The sequence below is a fragment of the Ureibacillus sp. FSL K6-3587 genome (assembly GCF_038593165.1).
GTDB classification, from domain to species: Bacteria; Bacillota; Bacilli; order Bacillales_A; family Planococcaceae; genus Ureibacillus; species Ureibacillus suwonensis.
On the sequence record NZ_CP151969.1, the window covers coordinates 1,511,980 to 1,530,078 of the forward strand.

Genomic DNA, 18,099 nt, shown 5'->3' on the forward strand with positions numbered 1-18,099 from the left:
TTGTTTTCATATAAAAGACATTTTAACGCACAATAATAGTATATTTCAATAGGAAACCAAAAATTTAAAGGATTATTAACAATATTTTTTTATCATTTTTCATCATGCCGATGAACTTGAAAAAGTTTGGTAATTTGCTTGCGATAAAAAGCATATGGGTATATTGTAAAAGTATCAATTCAATTGTAAAGACAGGTGGAAAAGCAGATGAAGAATCATTCGGAGCAAAACACCGGCCCTGGAATTTCCCGCAATAAATTGCTGGGGGTAGCAGGAATCGGCTGGTTATTTGATGCAATGGATGTAGGCATTCTGTCATTTATCATTGCTGCATTAACGGTTGATTGGAACCTTTCATCCAATGAAATGGGATGGATCGGAAGCATCAACTCCATCGGAATGGCGGTGGGTGCCTTTCTTTTTGGGTTGTTGGCAGACAAAATCGGGAGAAAAGCAATTTTTATTACGACTTTATTATGTTTCTCCATCGCCAGTGGGCTTTCTGCCTTTACAACAACATTGGCTATGTTTTTAGTATTGCGCTTCATCATCGGCATGGGGCTTGGAGGAGAGCTTCCCGTAGCCTCCACACTGGTTTCTGAAAGCGTTCCTGCCAAAGAGCGCGGACGGATTGTAGTATTGTTGGAAAGCTTTTGGGCTGTGGGCTGGCTATTGGCCGCAATCATTGCTTATTTTGTCATTCCAAGCGACATTTGGCCGGTTGCCGGATGGCGTGTAGCATTGATTTTGACGGCAATTCCCGCTTTATATGCGGTGTTCCTTCGCTTGCATTTACCGGATTCTCCTCAGTTTTCCGCGAAACCGGAAGCGAAAAGGCGCACCTTCATTCAAAACATTGCCGGGGTATGGTCCAAAAATTATGCCAAATCCACGTTGATGTTATGGGTTCTTTGGTTTACCGTCGTGTTTTCCTACTATGGCATGTTTTTATGGCTTCCAAGTGTCATGGTTGGAAAAGGGTTCAGCTTAATTTCCAGCTTTAAATATGTATTAATCATGACGATCGCACAACTTCCAGGTTATTTCACTGCGGCATGGTTTGTAGAAAAACTCGGCCGAAAATTTGTGCTCGTCACTTATTTATTGGGAACAGCGGCAAGCGCTTATGTGTTTGGACAAGCCGAATCTGTGACGGTACTATTAATTTCAGGTATTCTATTATCGTTCTTTAACCTGGGTGCGTGGGGCGCATTATATGCTTATACACCGGAACAGTATCCATTGTTGATTCGCGGTACAGGAGCCGGTATGGCAGCGGCGGTTGGACGCATTGGCGGCATATTTGGCCCGCTCCTTGTAGGTTGGATGCGTACAGCGGAATTTGACTTTGGAACGATATTTGCTGTATTCTGTGTTTCGATTGTGATTGGAGTAGCGGCAGTGGTATTTTTAGGAAAAGAAACGAAACAAGTGGAATTGGAGTAATTTTCCTAAAGGAAGCTTTTTAAGAGGAAAAAGCTTCCTTATAAATTTGACAAAATCATGAACATTGGTATGTTACTCTATCATATTTCTGAAAACTCATTGTATTCAATCAATATACGTGCTAACCTACTTTATTATAACTTGGATATAATTTTGAATCTCATGAAGGAGGAATTTTAAAAGAAAATGAGTTTTTGTGATGAAGTGAAGAAACGCTTTATCCGGCTTTCAAGGGGGCAGCGGAAGGTGGCGCAACTTGTGATCGAAAATCCGAATGTCGTTGCCACCCATATCGCCTCTGAAGTAGGAAAATTCATTGGTGTAAGTGAGTCGACAGTAATTCGTTTTTGCTATGCGATGGATTTATCCGGCTATAGCGAATTGCAAGAAAGAATTCGGAAAGATTTATCCGAATCAAAGAAGGTTGTAACAAAGGAACCGCTAACCATCGGGAAAAAACACGAATATTTATTCAGTGAAATCATGAATCGGGATGTTACAAGCATTTTAAATACAATCCAATATGTGGATGCTGAGAACTTCCAAAAAGCCTCGCACTACTTGCATGAAGCGGAAGAGATTTATACTTTGGGATTCAGGCAATGCGCCCCTTCAGCAAGTTATCTGACTTCAATGTTAGAAAATTTCGGAAAAAAGGCATCCCAAATCCAATTTGATGTCAATGATATAGTGAAACAGATAAAAAGAATGGATAAGGATTCACTGCTGTTTGTAATAGCTTTTGATTCTGTATCGGAAGATGTATTGACAATTTCGAAAATTGCAAAAAATAAGAAAGTTAAAGTGATTGCTATTACGAATTCAACAATTTCTCTTGTCCGTGATTATGCAGACATCAGCTTCGTTGTGGGAACACAAAAACAATTTTCATTTGAAGCGGACACTGCCGCCAGCGCGATCGTACATGCTTTGATTGAAGGAATGACTTTGCTTAACAGAAACCATTATAAAAAATACTACAATCTTAATGAACAATTGGATCATGATCTCCGGCTATTGGAAGAGGAAACAATCGCGACGAAGTGATAATAACAGCATATTCGTAAAACTTTGAATTTTACGAATATGCTGTTATTTTATGGCCAAGTTGCAAGTTACGTTTTTCTATTTATAGGAAGTTGTGATAAAATAATCGGGGATGATATACAAGATTGGGAGGAACTAATTGTATGAGCAAAGTATTAGTTTTTGGACATAAAAATCCTGATACAGATTCCATCACATCTGCCATTGTGTATGCGTATTTGAAAGAACAGCTGGGAGCTGAAGTTGAAGCGGTAAGACTTGGCGAAGTAAACAACGAAACAAAATACGTATTGGAAAAATTTGGATTTGAAGCGCCGAGATTGGTTTCCAATGTGGCGGAAGAAGCCAAAGAAGTCATTCTTGTGGACCACAATGAACGTCAACAATCCGCTGACGGAATCGAAAATGTCAAAATTTCGGAAGTTATCGATCATCACCGCATTGCAAATTTCGAAACAGCGGATCCATTATATTACCGTGCAGAACCTGTCGGATGTACAGCAACGATTTTAAATAAAATTTTCAAAGAGAAAAATGTTGAAATTCCTTCAAACATTGCAGGTCTGATGCTTTCAGCCATCATTTCGGATACATTATTATTCAAATCCCCTACTTGCACAGAAGAAGATGTGCAAGCCGGGAAAGAGTTGGCGGAAATCGCGGGCGTCAATGCGGAGGAATACGGTCTTGCCATGTTAAAAGCCGGTGCGGACCTTTCTGATAAATCATTGGAAGACTTGCTCACTTTAGATGCGAAAGAATTTACATTCGGCACAGTGAAATCCGTTGTTGCCCAAGTGAATGCGGTGGATGTGAACGATGTATTGGGCCGAAAAGAAGAATTGGTGAGCCTGTTAAACAAGAATGTTGAAGAAAAAGGTCTGAATTTATTCTTCTTCTTTGTGACTGATATTTTAAACAACGATTCCGTAGCGATTGTTGCAGGAAGTTCGGCTGAAGATGCTGCAAAAGCTTTCGGCAAAGAATTAGTAGAACATCAATTTGATTTGCCTGGCGTTGTATCCCGCAAAAAACAGGTGGTTCCAGTATTGACAGATGCATTGAGCTGAAAAATAAAAACGGTGTTCAAGGAAAAATCCTTGGCACCGTTTTTTATTCTAAAATGAGAGGATACACTGCCGGCCCTTCGATGACATTGCCGTATTTATCAAACCGGGATCCGTGGCAAGGGCAATCCCATGTTTCATCCGCTTCATTCCATTGGGTTTTGCATCCCAAATGGGTGCATTTTGGAGCTTCCGCCCGTATTAAATAACCTTCCGCAAGATTTGATACCGTGAAGCCGATCGCCTTCAACATCCGCATAAACGTTTTGCCAAATAAATTTCTTGAAGGGCTGTACAGGTGCTGGGCTGGATGTTTTCCACTTGTCAGTTCTGTGGAAATGATTTCTCCCGCAACAAGGGAGTTGGAAAGTCCCCATTTTCGGTATCCTGTGGCAATATAGATTCTCGGTTCACTGTCCGAAATGCGTCCGATGTACGGAATATAGTCGGCGGTGTTCGGATCTTGCGCGCTCCACAAATATTCCGGTTTAGGCAAACCATATTCCGAAACAAGCTCTTTCTCCAGCATTTCATAATATACTTGTGTATTTTGCACAGCCCCTGCTGTGTGGGAACTGCCTCCGAAAATAAAGTAAGGCTGATTGTCAATGAAGGCCGTGCGCACCGTCCGGGAAGATGAATCGGTGGACAAATATTGCCCTATCAATAATGCCGAAGTTTTTGTTGCCATTAAATAGGAGCGGTCAATAGATAACTTTGCAATGTGCAGTCCCTTGATTGCTTCGATTGGATAGTGGGTTGCAAGAACAACCGACTTGAAATTCACTTCAAAATCATTCTCTGTCAGCAGGCGATGTTCATCAACGGCCAGCTTCGTAACCCTTGTATTCACATATAATTTAGCCCCGGCTTTCAATGCCAACTCGGCAAAATGTTGGGCAAAGTTGACGGGATGAATTTGATAGGTGTTTTCCATCTTCAATGCGGTCTTCACTTCGAAGGGAAGTTCCGTCTCCGTTGTTTCGATGCCTTGTATACCAACTTTATGATAAGCTGCCAATTCCTTTTTTATTGTTTCCGCTCCTTGGTCTGTCGTTGCATACAAGTAAGAATCGGCCTGCCGGAAAGTTTCTGCCGCCGCTTCCCGAAGAGCGTTTTCGATCGCGTTCACATTCGCTTCATAATAAGTCCGCACTTCCTCTTCATTAAAAGTATTCAACAATAGATCAAAGACTGCTCCATGTTGAGGGGTTAATTTTCCAGTGGAATGCCCCGTTGTGCCGGAAGCGATTGAGGAGTTTGCTTCCAACAAAACGACATCGACCCCTTTTGTTGCAAGGAGATAGGCCGTATATATCCCTGTCAATCCCCCTCCCACAATGCAAACATCGCAATTCAATGAAGAGGATAAAGAATTCAAAGAGGTAGGGGCCACATTTTGCAACCAGAGCGAATTTTGCATAAAAAATCCTCCTAAATCACCGTTTTTTAGGAGTATGCTAAAAAAACTGGCACATTATTCAATGAAAGCAAATCTGTTGTTGTTTTAAGAAGGGAAAAGTAAAATAGCGGAAAAGGGGGAGAACACATGAAAGTTGAAGTTTGGTCAGATTTCGTTTGTCCATTTTGTTATATCGGGAAGAGACAGCTTGAAATAGCCATCCGAGATTTGGGGTATGCCGGTCAAGTGGAAGTGGAGTTGAAAAGTTTTTTACTAGATCCGACAACAGATGAAAATTCGAATGAATCCACCTACGAACATTTATCCAAAAAATACGGGATGCCGTTGGATGAAGTGAAGAAAATGACAGAGAGCGTCGTACAGCGGGCCAAGGAAGTGGGGCTCCAATATAATTTCGAGCAATTAAAAACAGCGAATACGTTAAAGGCTAGAAATGATAATTTAAATTTGTACACAAATGCTTGAATAATAATGTACAAAATTGATTTTAGATTACATACTAATCTTGAGGTGATTAGTATGTACATATCGATAAATGTCGAAACTGATTTTAAGATTAAGAGTCTTGAAGACTTACCAAAATTAAAACAACTAATGGAGCATTTGAAGATGAAAATTAATAAAAGTCAATTAGCTAGAGATCTAGGTGTAGATCGAAGAACCATTGATAAATATTTAAATGGATTTATTCCTAAACGTACACGAAAGAAGCCCTCCAAAATTGATGAATACTATGAAATCATCGCTGCACTACTTTCGGAAGATGCTAAGCAAAAGTTTTATTATCGTCGTGTGCTATGGCAGTATTTAAAGGATAATCATGGACTGGATTGTGCAGCATCGACGTTCCGAGCGTATATTGCGAAAACGCCCGAATTTAATGCTTACTTTGAAGAGGATAAACGAATTCCTTCTCCTAAAGGCACAGCACGTTTTGAAACGCCTATAGGAAAACAAGCACAATTGGATTGGAAAGAGAGTATTCCTTTTGAAACAAAGGATGGTCAGAACGTTGAAATCAATGTTGCAGTACTGATTCTATCTCATTCACGTTTCAGAACCTTCCTAATGAGTATTTCTAAGTCACAAAGTGTCCTGTTTTCCTTCTTAACAGAAACATTCGAAGCTCTTGGAGGGGTGCCAGCTGAAATCATCACGGATAATATGAAAACCATTATGGATTAGGCAAGAACAGAACATTCCCCAGGAAGAGTAAATGCCAAGTTTGCACAATTCGCTAAGGATTTTGGTTTTGAGGTGAAGCCATGCATTGCTGGACGTCCAAGGACAAAAGGAAAAGTGGAAACCACAATGAAAATATTAGATGAAATTCATGCTTATCAAGGTCAGTTGACCTTGGAAGAATTACATCAATTTGTGCAAGATTTATCTCATCGAGTAAACCATGAGGTCCACCAAGGAACTGGAAAAATTCCTGCGATAGAATTCAAAAAAGAAAGGAATCACCTACTCCAGTTACCAACTGAGAAAGTAAGAGATTCCTATCGGATCAAACATACGCTTGTAAAAGTAAATGCATCCAACATGATTTCCTACAAATCAAACCAATACTCGGTACCAGCACAGTACCAAGGAAAGAAAGTAGGCTTACAAGTGTATGATAATCAATTATGGATTTATTATAACACGGAACTGATTGCGCAACACCCAATAAGTAATAAGAAATTAAATTATCAGGAAGCACATTATCAAGAAGCCTTGGGCGTTTCCATGCCGAATTATCCGGATATTGATGATTTAGCGAAACGGAATTTAGCAACGATTGGAGAAGTGTATAAATAATGAATCCTACAACAAACTATCAACAACTCATACAAAACTTAGATTATTTGAAGCTCAAGCAAATGTCCTTACATTTAAATGAAGTCTTAGACTTCAGCGTTAACCATCAATTGTCACTGGTAGATACGCTAGTGAAACTGACGAATTACGAAATTGATGTACGTGAACAAAATATGATTCAATCGATGGTGAAGGTTGCGGCTTTTCCGCATTTGAAAGAAATAAAGGATTTTGATTTTAGTTTTCAACCGTCAATAAATCAAAAACAAATTTTAGATTTTCTAACACTTCGATTTATTGAAGCAAATGAAAACATAGTTTTTCTAGGGCCAAGTGGCGTAGGAAAAACACATTTAGCCACTTCCATTGGGATTGAGGCAGCGAAGAAACGTACAAGCACTTATTTCGTAAGCGTAAAATAACGCCCACGTGTTTTTTCGTGGGCGTTTATTATATGCTCTATTTAGTTTTATTTGGTACGCGACATTCTTCTGGAATTGTCTTCGACCAAGGAAGGAGTTGATCGATGGCTTCTACATCATTGTGATCTATCAATGGTAATTGTTCGAAAAGATAGGTTAAGTAGTTCAATGGATTTAATTGATTCTCTTTAGCTGTTTCGACAATGCTATAAATAATAGCGCTGGCTGATGCACCTTTCATCGATTGTGCAAATAGCCATGCCTTCCGGCCCATCACGAATGGTTTAATCGATCGTTCCGCACGATTATTATCGATTTCAAGTCGACCATCTTCTAAAAACACTATGAGCTTACTCCATTGATTTATACAATATGTAATTGCCTCTCCCAATTTGCTTTTTGGGGGAACTTGAGGGCGTTTTGTTTTTAGCCATGCCAAAAAAGCGTCTAACACAGGTTTACTGTGTTCAAGACGGTATTCTTTGCGCTGTTCGGGAGTACAGTTCTCAAATTTTTCACTGATTTGTCTTTCAATCTGGAATAATTGATTACAGAATTGAATTCCTTCTGCAGCGGTTGATGATGTTTTATCCACATTGGCTGGTAATGCCTTCAGTGCTTCATCGAATTTTCGCCTTGCATGTGCCCAACACCCTACCAGTTCGACATCCTTTAATTCATGATATCCTGCATATCCATCTACATGCAGATATCCCTTAAATCCTTTTAGAAAAGCCTTCGGATGTTTACTGTGACGAGTCGTTTGATAATCATATAAGATGATTGGCGGTACGTCTCGTCCTGTTCGATACATCCACATATAAGACTTCGAATCCGCTTTTCGTCCAGGTTCTGCTAGAACTTGAAGTGTAGTTTCATCCGCATGTAGAATATCGTTTTCGAGTAATAGCTCATGCATCCGTTTATATAGAATGGAAAGCCAATTGGTTGCACCATAAATCATCCAGTTGGCGAGCGTTTGGCGTGATAAATACACACCGAATCGTTCCAACTGCTTTTCTTGACGATAAAGAGGCATTCCTTCCACGTATTTTTGGTTCATGATATAGGCCATAGCCGATGCAGATGCCAAACTTTTTGGGTAAATTGGTGTTGGCATTTTGGCTGTGACAATCGGTGTCTCGATTCCTTCCCGTTCACATTGACGGCAACTGTAAATATGTTGAACATGCTCAACGACTTTTACTTGAGCAGGAATAATCTTGATTTCTCTTCGTATTTCCGTACTCATTTCGTGTACGGTTCCACCGCAACACAAACAAACCTGCTCTTCTTCGGCTAAACGATAGTGAATCGTTTCCGTCGGCAAGTTCTCTAGTTTCGCATCGCGTTGTCCTACAGACTTCTTCCGTTTATAAGTAATGGTTTCAAGTGTAGGTTCTTCCACTTCTGTATCCGCTGTGATTTCAGCTTCATTAAAAAGAGGAAGTTCGAGTTGATCCGGATTCGTTTTTTCACTGGAAGCCCCAAATTTTTTATGTTGGCTAAGGCGGAATTGTTCTTCCAACCATTTGATTTTAGCCTGTAAGGCTTCATTTTGTTTTTTGAGTTCCGCATTTCTCGCTTGCAGTTCTTCAATTGTTGATTCATTGGTTTGTTTGTGTTTGTTCATAAGTTAAAGAATAAAGGAAAGGAATTGACAGGTCAATGTCAAATTCCTTTTAAACCATGATTTTAGCTGATACTTGTTCATGTGCTTGTTTTTGTTCAAATGAAAGACCATCGAGCAACCAACTGAATTGGCGGGGAGTGATGCACAAAGGGCCGGGAGTTCTTTCATCAGGCCATTGAAAGACCCCTTTCTCTAAACGACGATAGTACAACCAAAACCCATTGTGATCCCAATGGAGAATTTTCAATTTATCTCGTTTCCGATTACAGAAAACAAAGAGATTAGAAGAGAAAGGATTTAACTGAAAGCTCATTTGAATAATGGCTGCTAATCCATCAATCGACTTGCGTAAATCCGTTGCCCCCGCTGCTAAATAAACATGTTGAATGGGTGTTTTACTTAACATGTGTTTTCAGCACCTGAACCACTTCGTTGAAAAGGAGTGGATTGAAACCTTCTTTTACTTCGATGGAAAATTCCCCAATGTTAACGATGAGCGGGGAGTTTTTTTCATCCAACGGATGGGATACTTCAACAGTTAGCCATTGAGGGGAAGTCCGTGAAGTTTCAGTTGTCTCTAACTCTAGTCTTTTCATCCATTTATACATACTTTGGTGACCTACTTGATTTTGTTTGCACCAAGCTTTTACACTTGACTCTCCACTAGATCGATAAGATTCAATTCGTTGTTGCCACAATTGTTTTCGTTCATCTGGGGACATAAAAATAAAAACCTCCTAACTTTTGATGTTGATCTCATTATCACAAAACATCAAAATGGTTAGAAGGTGTGGGATATTTGGCGCTTACCTTATTTCATTAAGTGCCATGACTTAATTCAAAATCTGAAGAAAGCACGTTTAGAAAATCGGTTAGAGAGTAGATTAAAACACTATACAAAATATAAACTCTTAATTATCGATGAGATCGGTTATTTACCGATTGATGCCGAGGACGCAAAGCTTTTCTTCCAACTCATCGATATGCGTTATGAGAAGCGTAGTACGATTCTTACAACGAATGTGAATTTTAAAGCATGGGATGAAATCTTTCAAGAACCCAAGCTGGCCAATGCGATTTTAGACCGCATTTTACACCACGCAACCGTTGTCACTATCGTTGGAGATTCTTATCGATTAAAGAATCATTTAGAGAAAGAAAACGAGTGATTTTGTACATCCTTAAACAAGCAAAAGTGTACATATTTGTGTTGACATTTATAAAAGGCCCATCAATTGGCCAAATGGGCTTACACAAAAGGAAAAGGTTCGGAGTTTAGTGAACGGGTATTCCATGCCTACTTCATTGAAGGCAAGGAGATCGGAAAACGGGATGTGTTGATCCGGTTGGCGGAAGAAGTCGGGCTGAACGGGAAAGAAGCCGCAGAAGTATTGGATGGCAATCAATTTTTGAAAGAAGTCGAAAAAGAGATCCAACAGGCGCAAGTCTATGGCATCCGGGGAGTTCCGTTCTTCGTCATAGAAAATAAATATGGCATTTCTGGAGCTCAGCCGCAGGGAATTTTCGAACAGGCAATCAAGAAAGTGGCGGAAGAAAAAGGGATGAAGCCATCATTGCAAATGGTTGGAGAAGAAGGAAACTTCTGCTCTGATGGGCAATGCGATCTATAAATTCAGCCAAAAGTATGAGAGGTGCTTTCTTGATATAATGTTTGGGCTCCTTTATACTATTTAACGAATCTTGAAACCGAGATATTTGAAAATAGGGAAAGGAGCCGTTAGACAGCATGAAAAATGTATTAGTCATTAAGGCAAATAACCGACCAGACGGGATTTCTACAAAAATGTTCGAAACATATATCGAAGAAGCGAAAAAAGTGGAAGATATCAATCTGAAAATTTACAATGTTTTCGAAGAGGATATGCCATACTTTGGACAACAATTATTTGATGCATTGGCGAAGCAAAGTGAAGGAAAAGCGTTGACGGAATCAGAAGCCCGTTTGCTTGCAGCCAAGAAGAAAGCGATGGATTTGGTAACAGAAGCGGAAATCATCGTTCTTGCGTTCCCATTATGGAACTTGACAATTCCTGCTCCGTTGCATACATTCATCGACTATATTTATCAAGCCGGATTCATGTTTAAATACAATGAACAAGGACAATTGGTGCAATTATTGACAGATAAGAAATTTGTCATTCTAAATGCCCGTGGGGGATACTACTCTTCACCGGAAGCACAACCTATGGAAATGAGCGTAAATTATATTAAAAATGTATTAGGCAATATTGCGGGTATGGAACTTCTTGATGAAGTGATCATCGAAGGCCATAACGCAGAGCCAAATCGAGCAAATGAAATTATAGAAGAAGGGCTGAAACGGGTAAAAGGTTCCGCGCAAAAATTGGCGGCTGTGACAGTTTAAAGGGAAAGAGGCATCTGTAATCTAAAGATGCCTCTTTTTTTGAGTTCTTTTTTTGCAAAAATATTCACAAAAAATGAATACATACTCTCCTTGATGCAGTTTCAACAGAAAACACTTAATGGATAGTAAAATAATTCCCTTCGAAAATGCCTGTGCATGATCGAAAAGGAATGATTTTTGTTACACAAGTTGCATTCTATTAAGTTGTGTATTTTTTTGTAATTGAAAAAATTACTACTTGTGATTTTAAATGATAATGATTATCATTTTTAATAGAATCGATTTGTAAAAACATAAGGAGAGGTTTATTCATGGCAAAAAAAATTCCAGTATATTCAGCCTTATTGATAGGAGCTTTATTATTGGGAGGTTGCGGCGAAGAAGCGACGAACAAAGATAATGAATCAAAAACTCAAATAGAGCAGAAGGAAAATCAGGCAGGCGATTTTTCCGTTGAAGTTACAAGTTATCAAGAATTTGCATTGGATCAAATCGATCAATTTTTAGTAGAAACAGAGAAATTTGTAAATTTAATAAAAGCTGGGGATATTGAAGGGGCAAAAGCGCTTTATCCTTTAGTGCGGATGTATTATGAACGTTCAGAACCGATTGCCGAGAGCTTTGGAGATTTGGACCCCCGTATTGATGGCCGTTTGGCGGATATCCAGGAAGAAGGCAAAGGCGAGGAAGAATGGACAGGCTATCATAAATTGGAATATGCCCTTTGGGTGGAAAATACGACAAAAGGTTATGAAGATATGGCAGATCAATTGCTTGCAGATGTAAAAGAGCTGCATGCTTTGGTACAAACCGTTGAAGTGACGCCGGATTTACTAATCACTGGAGCTGTCGATCTTTTAAACGAAGTATCCACTTCAAAAATTACCGGGGAAGAAGAAATTTATTCACATACAGATCTTTATGACTTCAAGGCAAACGTTGAAGGGGCTGAAAAAATCTTTTCCATTTTGCGCGAAAAACTCGAAAAGAAAGATAAGGAGTTAGTAAAAACATTGGATGAAAGATTCAAAACAGTGAACGAGTTGCTGGCAAAATATGAAACTGCGGATGGCGGTTTTGTTTCATATGAAGAATTGACTGAAGAGGATACAAAGGCATTGGCAAGTGCAGTGAACCAATTGGGTGAACCGTTAAGTCAAATGGGTATCGTTCTGGAGTGAGAGAGATGAACGAAGGAAAATGGTTAAATAAAAAAGTTTCTAGACGCGAAATGCTCAAAATGACTGGGGTTGGAGTCGTAGGAGTGGCAATAGGGGCTACCGGTCTTGGAGGTGCAATGAAAGTCATGGGATACGATGTTTTGGAGGTCGTATCCGACAATCCTTTATCCAAAAATAAAGTCAACTTTTATGGCAAATATCAATCCGGTATTGCCACACCCGTACAAAAACACGTTTATTTTGCTTCATTGAATGTGTTATTTGACACGCCTGAGAAATTAAAACAACTATTCCAAAAATGGACTCCGATGATTGTCCGTCTCATGAATGGGGAACAAATCGACGAAATGTCTTCAAATTCATATGTCCCTCCTGTTGACACTGGAGAAGCGGAAGGTTTGAATGCCAATAACTTGACGATTACAGTCGGTGTTGGTCCTTCGCTGTTCAAAAAATTAAATATTGAACACATTAAACCAAAAGAACTGGAAGATTTGCCACATTTTCCGAAAGATCAATTGCAAGAAGCATACACAGGAGGAGACATTTGCATTCAAGCGTGTGCCGATGATCCGCAAGTGGCCTTCCACGCAGTAAGGAATCTCGTGCGGCAAGCTTCGGGACAAGTGGTGATTCACTGGGCACAGGCAGGATTCAACTCTTTCCCTGAAGGGGGAGGCACTCCAAGAAATTTGTTTGCTTTTAAAGACGGTACAGTGAATCCAAAAACCGATGAAGAATTTAAAGAAGTTGTTTGGTGTGATTCCGGATGGATGAAAAACGGCACTTATTTAATTGTACGAAAAATACAAATGCATTTGGAAACATGGGACCGCACCTCTCTGAAAGATCAGGAAACCACTTTTGGTCGTTATCGTGATAGCGGAGCACCGATTGGTAAAAAGGACGAATTTGACGACTTCGATATTGAAGAAAAGGATGAGAATGGAAACTATATCATACCGGAAATATCCCATGTTCATTTGGCTCGCAAATCAGGCGCAAAAATTTTGCGGCGTGCATTTTCCTATGCTTCCGGAATTGTTGATAAAACAGGTGCCCATGATGCGGGGTTATTGTTCATTTCCTTCCAGAAGTCACCGAAACAATTCATTACGATTCAAAACAGTTTAGGCCGTATGGATAAATTGAATGAATATATTACCCATCGAGGTAGCGCGATATTTGCATGCTTCCCAGGCGTAAAAGAGGGAGGATATCTTGGTGAAACACTTTTTAAAGCGTTGTAGTCTCATTTGCATCTTGCTGCTTACATTTGTATTGCCGGTTCGTGCGGAAACCTCTTACAGCAGTTTTTATATCACGATCAGTGATGCGCTGATGAATACAAAGCAGGGCAATGGGGAAAAAGCCGAAGCGGCCATCGACCGTTTCACGAAAGAGTGGGAGTCTGTAGAAAGCAGTGAAACAAAAGAAAAAGAAGCGGTGAATAAAGCATTGCAAAAAGTTCAAAAGGCAACCAACAAGGATGAGCGCATTGCCGCTTTGAAAGAATTATCTACTGCATTGCGGATCCTTGAGGAGAAGGAAAACCCGATTGACGAGAAGGCGCAGCGAGAAGAATTCGCCCGAAAAATCACCCCGGCTTTGGAACGATTTGAAAACGCTTTGGCAACAGGCGATTTGGAGCAAATAGAAGCGGCATATAATACATTCAATACAAAATGGAATCAAAATGAACGTCCTGTCCGGGATTTTAGCACAGCGATGTATGGAGAAATCGAAACGCAAATGGCTTTCATCCGCATGTCGATTGCTTCAGAAACAGCGGATATTGCAACAATACAAGAACAGTATGCAATGTTAAAACAAAAGATTGAAGATTTCATAGCCGGAAAGGAAACGGCACAAGCGGTGGAAGGGGATTATTCAATAGAAACCCTTGTCCAGTATATTGATGAGGCAATAAAGCACATTGGGGAGAAACACTATGCTGAAGCAGCGGCAAGCATTCAGAAATTCATCATCATTTGGCCTCAAGTGGAACAGGAAGTTTCCACACGGAATGGAAGCCTCTATACAAAAATTGAAAGTGATATGCCGATGATCGCAAACAGCTTGATGAAATCAAATGTGGATGCCGAACACATTACCCAAAATTTGAAGAAATTTAAGACGGAAATCGAATTGTTGAAGGCAGATACAAATTATTCCTTCTGGGATTCAGCCATGATTTTATTGCGCGAAGGATTGGAAGCTTTGCTCATTATCGTGGCATTGGCGGCTTTTCTTAAAAAATCCGGCCAGCAGGCAATGGAAAAATGGATTTATATCGGTGCCCTTTTGGGTGTCGTATGTTCTATCGTGGCGGCAGTGCTTATGTCCACCGTTTTAAATTCGGCAACGGTGGATAGCAACAGGGAAGTATTGGAAGGATATATTGGGTTAGCCGCAGCTGCCATGATGATCGGCGTGGGAGTATGGTTGCACAATAAATCAAGTGTCGAAAGTTGGAATCGGTATATTTCGAATCAAATGAATCAAGCCATTTCCACCGGTTCGGTCGTTTCCATGGCGGCTGTCAGTTTCTTATCGGTATTCCGCGAAGGAGCAGAAACCATCGTCTTTTATATCGGAATTTTGCCGAAAATGGAAATGTCCCAGTTTTTGCTGGGGATAGCTATGGCGTTGGCAATATTGGCTGCTACGGCGGTTGTGTTGATGAAGGTGTCAGGCAAAATTCCTGTGCATAAATTTTTCATTGTGGCGACCATTTTCATTTATTTATTGGCGTTCAAAATTATTGGTGGCAGTATGCACACCCTCCAATTGCAAGGACGGTTGGATACGACGGTGGTGGATGGTTTGCCGGTGCTTTCAACAGTAGGTTTTTATCCAACATTTGAAACGATAATTGGCCAAGCTGTATTAATTTTGCTGATTCTTGCGACGATTATATATAAACGATTCATCAAGCCAAATGCGGTGATGGTTCGGAAACCGAAATAACCGCAAGTTTAATCTCCCGATGGAAAGATGGATGGATGCATTCATTTTTCTAATTGGGAGTATTTTTTTATAATGGAGATGGCGGGCAAAAACGCCTGAATTCCAGCGCTTAAAATTCAATGTAACCGATTGTATAAAAAAGGGATTTTACAACATAGGATATTGTTACAGAAACAATACTTCCAAGTATTATGTATTATCACTCCAAAACTTTTGCAATAAAATGAAACATGGTACACTTATTGATAACAGCTGGGCTATTGCAGGCAATAGTCGAAAAATAGCCATAAGTTTTATGGAAGTGAAAGCATATAATGATTTTTCAGAAAGTATACAATTACAGATACAAGGTTTAATACAAGAAAGGAATATGCTTTTATGACAATTGATCAATGGGCTAAGGAGTTAGCGGACATTACAAGTCAAGAAAATATAAAAATCAATGAATCGTTGAAAAAATATACTATGACGAAAATTGGCGGAAATGCGGATATATTGGTGATGCCTGAAACGGAAGAAGAAGCGGAAGGGATTGTAAAATATACACACAACAATAAAATCCCTTTATTAGTCCTGGGGAACGGTTCCAACATGATTGTACGTGACGGAGGCGTCCGGGGCATTGTCATGAATTTATCGAAGCTGAATGAAATCCGGATTGAAGGAACGGAAGTGTATGCCCAAAGCGGCGCGCTGATTATGGATGTTTCGAAAAAAGCGGCGGAAGCAAGTTTGACAGGTTTTGAATTTGCTTGCGGCATTCCAGGGTCTGTCGGCGGAGCCATGGCGATGAATGCCGGAGCTTATGGCGGGGAAATCAATGACGTCATTGTTCATTCAACTGTTTTGACGAGGGAAGGCGAAAGACTCGTATTATCGAAGGAAGAACTGGAATTAGGATACAGAAAAAGTATCATTGCGGATAAAAACTATATTGTTCTTTCATCGCTATTCCGATTGGAGAAAGGGAATAAAGAAGAGATTGATGCGAAAATTGCGGATTTGACTTTTAAACGGCAATCGAAGCAGCCATTGGAGTACCCTTCAGCCGGAAGCGTCTTTAAACGTCCGCCGGGATATTTCGCCGGAAAGTTGATTCAAGATAGCGGCCTTCAAGGAAAAGGGGTTGGCGGAGCGGAAGTTTCCACAAAACATGCTGGTTTTATCATTAATAAAGGAAATGCTACAGCGACGGATTATATTGAAACCATAAAAATGGTTCAAAGAACGGTTAAGGAAAAGTTTGGCGTCGATTTGGAACTGGAAGTGAAAATTGTAGGCGAAGATTGATTTCAGAAAAAGTAAAAAGTATCGTGAAAATTTTTGATTCATAGGGAGACAGCATCCTTCGTAAACATAAATGGCTGCTGCTCCTTTATTTTGTGCAATGAAAGAATTTCCATACATAGCAGGTGAGATTATGAAATTTGTATCATGGAATGTCAATGGGATACGGGCTTGTTTGAAAAAGGGGTTCTTGGATTATTTTAATCAAATGGATGCGGATTTTTTCTGCATCCAAGAAACAAAATGCCAGGATGGACAAGTAGAGTTGCCGCTTGAAGGCTATCATCAATTTTGGAACTATGCCGAGAAAAAAGGATATTCCGGGACGGCCGTATTTACAAAGCATATGCCTCTTTCAGTCAAGTATGGTGTCGGTGAAAGAGATTCGGAGCCAGAAGGACGAATTATCACTTTGGAATATGATTCATTTTATTTAGTCAATGTTTACACACCAAATTCCCAGAGAGATTTGGCGCGGTTGGACAAACGATTGCAATGGGAAGATGAACTGTTTATTTATTTGAAAGAATTGGATGGAAAAAAACCCGTTATTTATTGCGGCGATTTGAACGTGGCCCATCAAGAAATCGATTTGAAAAACGCAAAATCCAATATTGGAAATTCCGGATTTACTTTTGAAGAAAGGGGAAAAATGACAAGGCTATTATCGGCCGGGTTTACCGATACGTTCCGATTTTTGTATCCAAATCGCAAAGATGCCTATACATGGTGGTCATATATGAATAAAGTAAGAGAACGGAATATTGGATGGCGCATAGACTATTTTATTGTTTCTGATCGGATTAGGGAGGCTGTCGTTGACAGTGAAATCCACTCGGAAATTTTGGGAAGCGATCATTGCCCAGTTGCCCTGGAATTGAATGAATCCCGGATGCATTTTAAAAAGGTGGAATGATCATCAACCATACTTCAATAGGTCTAATAGCACAGGAGATGTTCAATCCAATATGGAATTAGCGCTGAAAAAAAGAATCTCATAACGGAAAATGTTGTTAAAGACCTATATGTTTTTAAGAAAATTAAGAAAAATAGTCCTCTTACTATTGAGTATTTTGTATTAAATGTATATAGTTATAAATATAAAATACTAATTTTGAATAGGGAGGGTAAATATGTCACGACAAAAGTTGGTGAACGTCATGGAAGAAATGGTCAGTGGTCTTGTCCGGTACTTTTTGCGCAGTCCTGATTATCAAACATTTTGCAATTGTGATGAATGTGAATTGGAAGTTGTGGCAAAAGCGCTGAATAATTTACCTCCGTATTATGTAGCGTCCAAAACCGATCGGGAAAAAATCTTCAATGAATTGAAAGTTTCGAAAAACATTGAAACCATCAACAAAGAAATCATCCGCGCCATCTATGATGTTGGAAAAAGAAGAAACCATGTGGTATGAAAAGCCCAAAAAGTGA

At 39.8% G+C, this 18,099-nt stretch carries 16 protein-coding genes and 3 pseudogenes; 15 read left to right on the forward strand and 4 right to left on the reverse strand.

Annotated elements, in window-relative coordinates:
• Positions 1–207: 207 nt before the first annotated feature.
• From NSS77_RS07435 to NSS77_RS07445, 3 genes are all read left to right on the forward strand, one after another.
• Complete coding sequence (locus tag NSS77_RS07435; RefSeq protein ID WP_342471028.1) at positions 208–1,446, forward strand: MFS transporter; 1,239 nt, start codon at positions 208–210, stop codon at positions 1,444–1,446.
• A gap of 186 nt (positions 1,447–1,632) precedes the next feature.
• Entirely contained in the window at positions 1,633–2,493 is an 861-nt protein-coding gene (locus NSS77_RS07440) for a MurR/RpiR family transcriptional regulator (protein ID WP_342471029.1), read from the forward strand.
• Positions 2,494–2,636: 143 nt separating this feature from the next.
• Entirely contained in the window at positions 2,637–3,563 is a 927-nt protein-coding gene (locus tag NSS77_RS07445; protein ID WP_342471030.1) for a manganese-dependent inorganic pyrophosphatase, read from the forward strand.
• Between the two features lie 43 nt (positions 3,564–3,606).
• Here NSS77_RS07445 and NSS77_RS07450 read toward each other — a convergent pair whose 3' ends face one another.
• Positions 3,607–4,983 (reverse strand): FAD-dependent oxidoreductase, encoded by a 1,377-nt coding sequence (locus NSS77_RS07450; protein ID WP_342471031.1) that lies wholly within the window; start codon positions 4,981–4,983, stop codon positions 3,607–3,609.
• 126 nt (positions 4,984–5,109) lie between these two features.
• Here NSS77_RS07450 and NSS77_RS07455 point away from each other — a divergent pair, with 126 nt between their 5' ends.
• From NSS77_RS07455 to NSS77_RS07465, 3 genes and pseudogenes are all read left to right on the forward strand, one after another.
• Positions 5,110–5,448, forward strand: coding sequence for a DsbA family protein (locus tag NSS77_RS07455; protein WP_342471032.1), 339 nt, complete (start codon positions 5,110–5,112; stop codon positions 5,446–5,448).
• A 54-nt stretch (positions 5,449–5,502) separates the two neighbouring features.
• A pseudogene (istA, locus tag NSS77_RS07460) lies at positions 5,503–6,786 on the forward strand (IS21 family transposase).
• A pseudogene (locus tag NSS77_RS07465) lies at positions 6,786–7,196 on the forward strand (ATP-binding protein); the annotation flags it as partial. The pseudogenes istA and NSS77_RS07465, both read left to right, overlap by 1 nt.
• A gap of 49 nt (positions 7,197–7,245) precedes the next feature.
• Here the strand turns inward: NSS77_RS07465 and NSS77_RS07470 are convergent.
• From NSS77_RS07470 to NSS77_RS07480, 3 genes are read right to left on the reverse strand one after another with little or no spacing between them, the layout of a single operon-like run.
• Positions 7,246–8,841, reverse strand: coding sequence for an IS66 family transposase (locus tag NSS77_RS07470; protein ID WP_342469277.1), 1,596 nt, complete (start codon positions 8,839–8,841; stop codon positions 7,246–7,248).
• Between the two features lie 49 nt (positions 8,842–8,890).
• Positions 8,891–9,247: an IS66 family insertion sequence element accessory protein TnpB gene (gene tnpB, locus NSS77_RS07475; protein WP_141603366.1), complete on the reverse strand. Its 357-nt coding sequence runs from the start codon at positions 9,245–9,247 to the stop codon at positions 8,891–8,893.
• Entirely contained in the window at positions 9,237–9,563 is a 327-nt protein-coding gene (locus NSS77_RS07480; RefSeq protein ID WP_096550474.1) for a hypothetical protein, read from the reverse strand. Before NSS77_RS07480 ends, tnpB begins: the two co-directional genes overlap by 11 nt.
• 90 nt (positions 9,564–9,653) lie before the next feature.
• Here NSS77_RS07480 and NSS77_RS07485 point away from each other — a divergent pair.
• The 9 genes and pseudogenes from NSS77_RS07485 to NSS77_RS07525 all read left to right on the forward strand — a co-directional run.
• A pseudogene (locus NSS77_RS07485) lies at positions 9,654–10,010 on the forward strand (ATP-binding protein); the annotation flags it as partial.
• A gap of 66 nt (positions 10,011–10,076) precedes the next feature.
• Positions 10,077–10,472, forward strand: coding sequence for a DsbA family protein (locus NSS77_RS07490; RefSeq protein WP_342471033.1), 396 nt, complete (start codon positions 10,077–10,079; stop codon positions 10,470–10,472).
• A gap of 116 nt (positions 10,473–10,588) precedes the next feature.
• Complete coding sequence (locus NSS77_RS07495; protein ID WP_342471034.1) at positions 10,589–11,227, forward strand: FMN-dependent NADH-azoreductase; 639 nt, start codon at positions 10,589–10,591, stop codon at positions 11,225–11,227.
• Positions 11,228–11,538: 311 nt separating this feature from the next.
• Entirely contained in the window at positions 11,539–12,408 is an 870-nt protein-coding gene (gene efeO, locus NSS77_RS07500) for an iron uptake system protein EfeO (protein WP_342471035.1), read from the forward strand.
• On the forward strand, positions 12,405–13,658 hold the full coding sequence (gene efeB / locus NSS77_RS07505; RefSeq protein ID WP_342471036.1) for an iron uptake transporter deferrochelatase/peroxidase subunit: 1,254 nt from the start codon (positions 12,405–12,407) through the stop codon (positions 13,656–13,658). The genes efeO and efeB overlap by 4 nt, the downstream gene beginning before the upstream one ends.
• Positions 13,633–15,378, forward strand: a complete 1,746-nt coding sequence (locus tag NSS77_RS07510) for an FTR1 family protein (RefSeq protein ID WP_342471037.1) — start codon at positions 13,633–13,635, stop codon at positions 15,376–15,378. Before efeB ends, NSS77_RS07510 begins: the two co-directional genes overlap by 26 nt.
• A gap of 378 nt (positions 15,379–15,756) precedes the next feature.
• Positions 15,757–16,668, forward strand: a complete 912-nt coding sequence (gene murB, locus NSS77_RS07515; RefSeq protein WP_342471038.1) for a UDP-N-acetylmuramate dehydrogenase — start codon at positions 15,757–15,759, stop codon at positions 16,666–16,668.
• Between the two features lie 130 nt (positions 16,669–16,798).
• On the forward strand, positions 16,799–17,581 hold the full coding sequence (locus NSS77_RS07520; protein ID WP_342471039.1) for an exodeoxyribonuclease III: 783 nt from the start codon (positions 16,799–16,801) through the stop codon (positions 17,579–17,581).
• Between the two features lie 217 nt (positions 17,582–17,798).
• Positions 17,799–18,083 (forward strand): late competence development ComFB family protein, encoded by a 285-nt coding sequence (locus tag NSS77_RS07525; RefSeq protein WP_342471040.1) that lies wholly within the window; start codon positions 17,799–17,801, stop codon positions 18,081–18,083.
• Positions 18,084–18,099 lie beyond the last annotated feature (16 nt).

Excerpts from the sequence above, each read along its gene's own strand:
- NSS77_RS07435 (WP_342471028.1), top strand. The coding sequence starts at position 208 with ATGAAGAATCATTCGGAGCAAAACACCGGCCCTGGAATTTCCCGCAAT.
- NSS77_RS07440 (WP_342471029.1), top strand. The coding sequence starts at position 1,633 with ATGAGTTTTTGTGATGAAGTGAAGAAACGCTTTATCCGGCTTTCAAGG.
- NSS77_RS07445 (WP_342471030.1), top strand. The coding sequence starts at position 2,637 with ATGAGCAAAGTATTAGTTTTTGGACATAAAAATCCTGATACAGATTCC.
- NSS77_RS07450 (WP_342471031.1), bottom strand. The coding sequence starts at position 4,983 with ATGCAAAATTCGCTCTGGTTGCAAAATGTGGCCCCTACCTCTTTGAAT.
- NSS77_RS07455 (WP_342471032.1), top strand. The coding sequence starts at position 5,110 with ATGAAAGTTGAAGTTTGGTCAGATTTCGTTTGTCCATTTTGTTATATC.
- NSS77_RS07470 (WP_342469277.1), bottom strand. The coding sequence starts at position 8,841 with ATGAACAAACACAAACAAACCAATGAATCAACAATTGAAGAACTGCAA.
- tnpB (WP_141603366.1), bottom strand. The coding sequence starts at position 9,247 with ATGTTAAGTAAAACACCCATTCAACATGTTTATTTAGCAGCGGGGGCA.
- NSS77_RS07480 (WP_096550474.1), bottom strand. The coding sequence starts at position 9,563 with ATGTCCCCAGATGAACGAAAACAATTGTGGCAACAACGAATTGAATCT.
- NSS77_RS07495 (WP_342471034.1), top strand. The coding sequence starts at position 10,589 with ATGAAAAATGTATTAGTCATTAAGGCAAATAACCGACCAGACGGGATT.
- efeO (WP_342471035.1), top strand. The coding sequence starts at position 11,539 with ATGGCAAAAAAAATTCCAGTATATTCAGCCTTATTGATAGGAGCTTTA.
- murB (WP_342471038.1), top strand. The coding sequence starts at position 15,757 with ATGACAATTGATCAATGGGCTAAGGAGTTAGCGGACATTACAAGTCAA.
- NSS77_RS07520 (WP_342471039.1), top strand. The coding sequence starts at position 16,799 with ATGAAATTTGTATCATGGAATGTCAATGGGATACGGGCTTGTTTGAAA.
- NSS77_RS07525 (WP_342471040.1), top strand. The coding sequence starts at position 17,799 with ATGTCACGACAAAAGTTGGTGAACGTCATGGAAGAAATGGTCAGTGGT.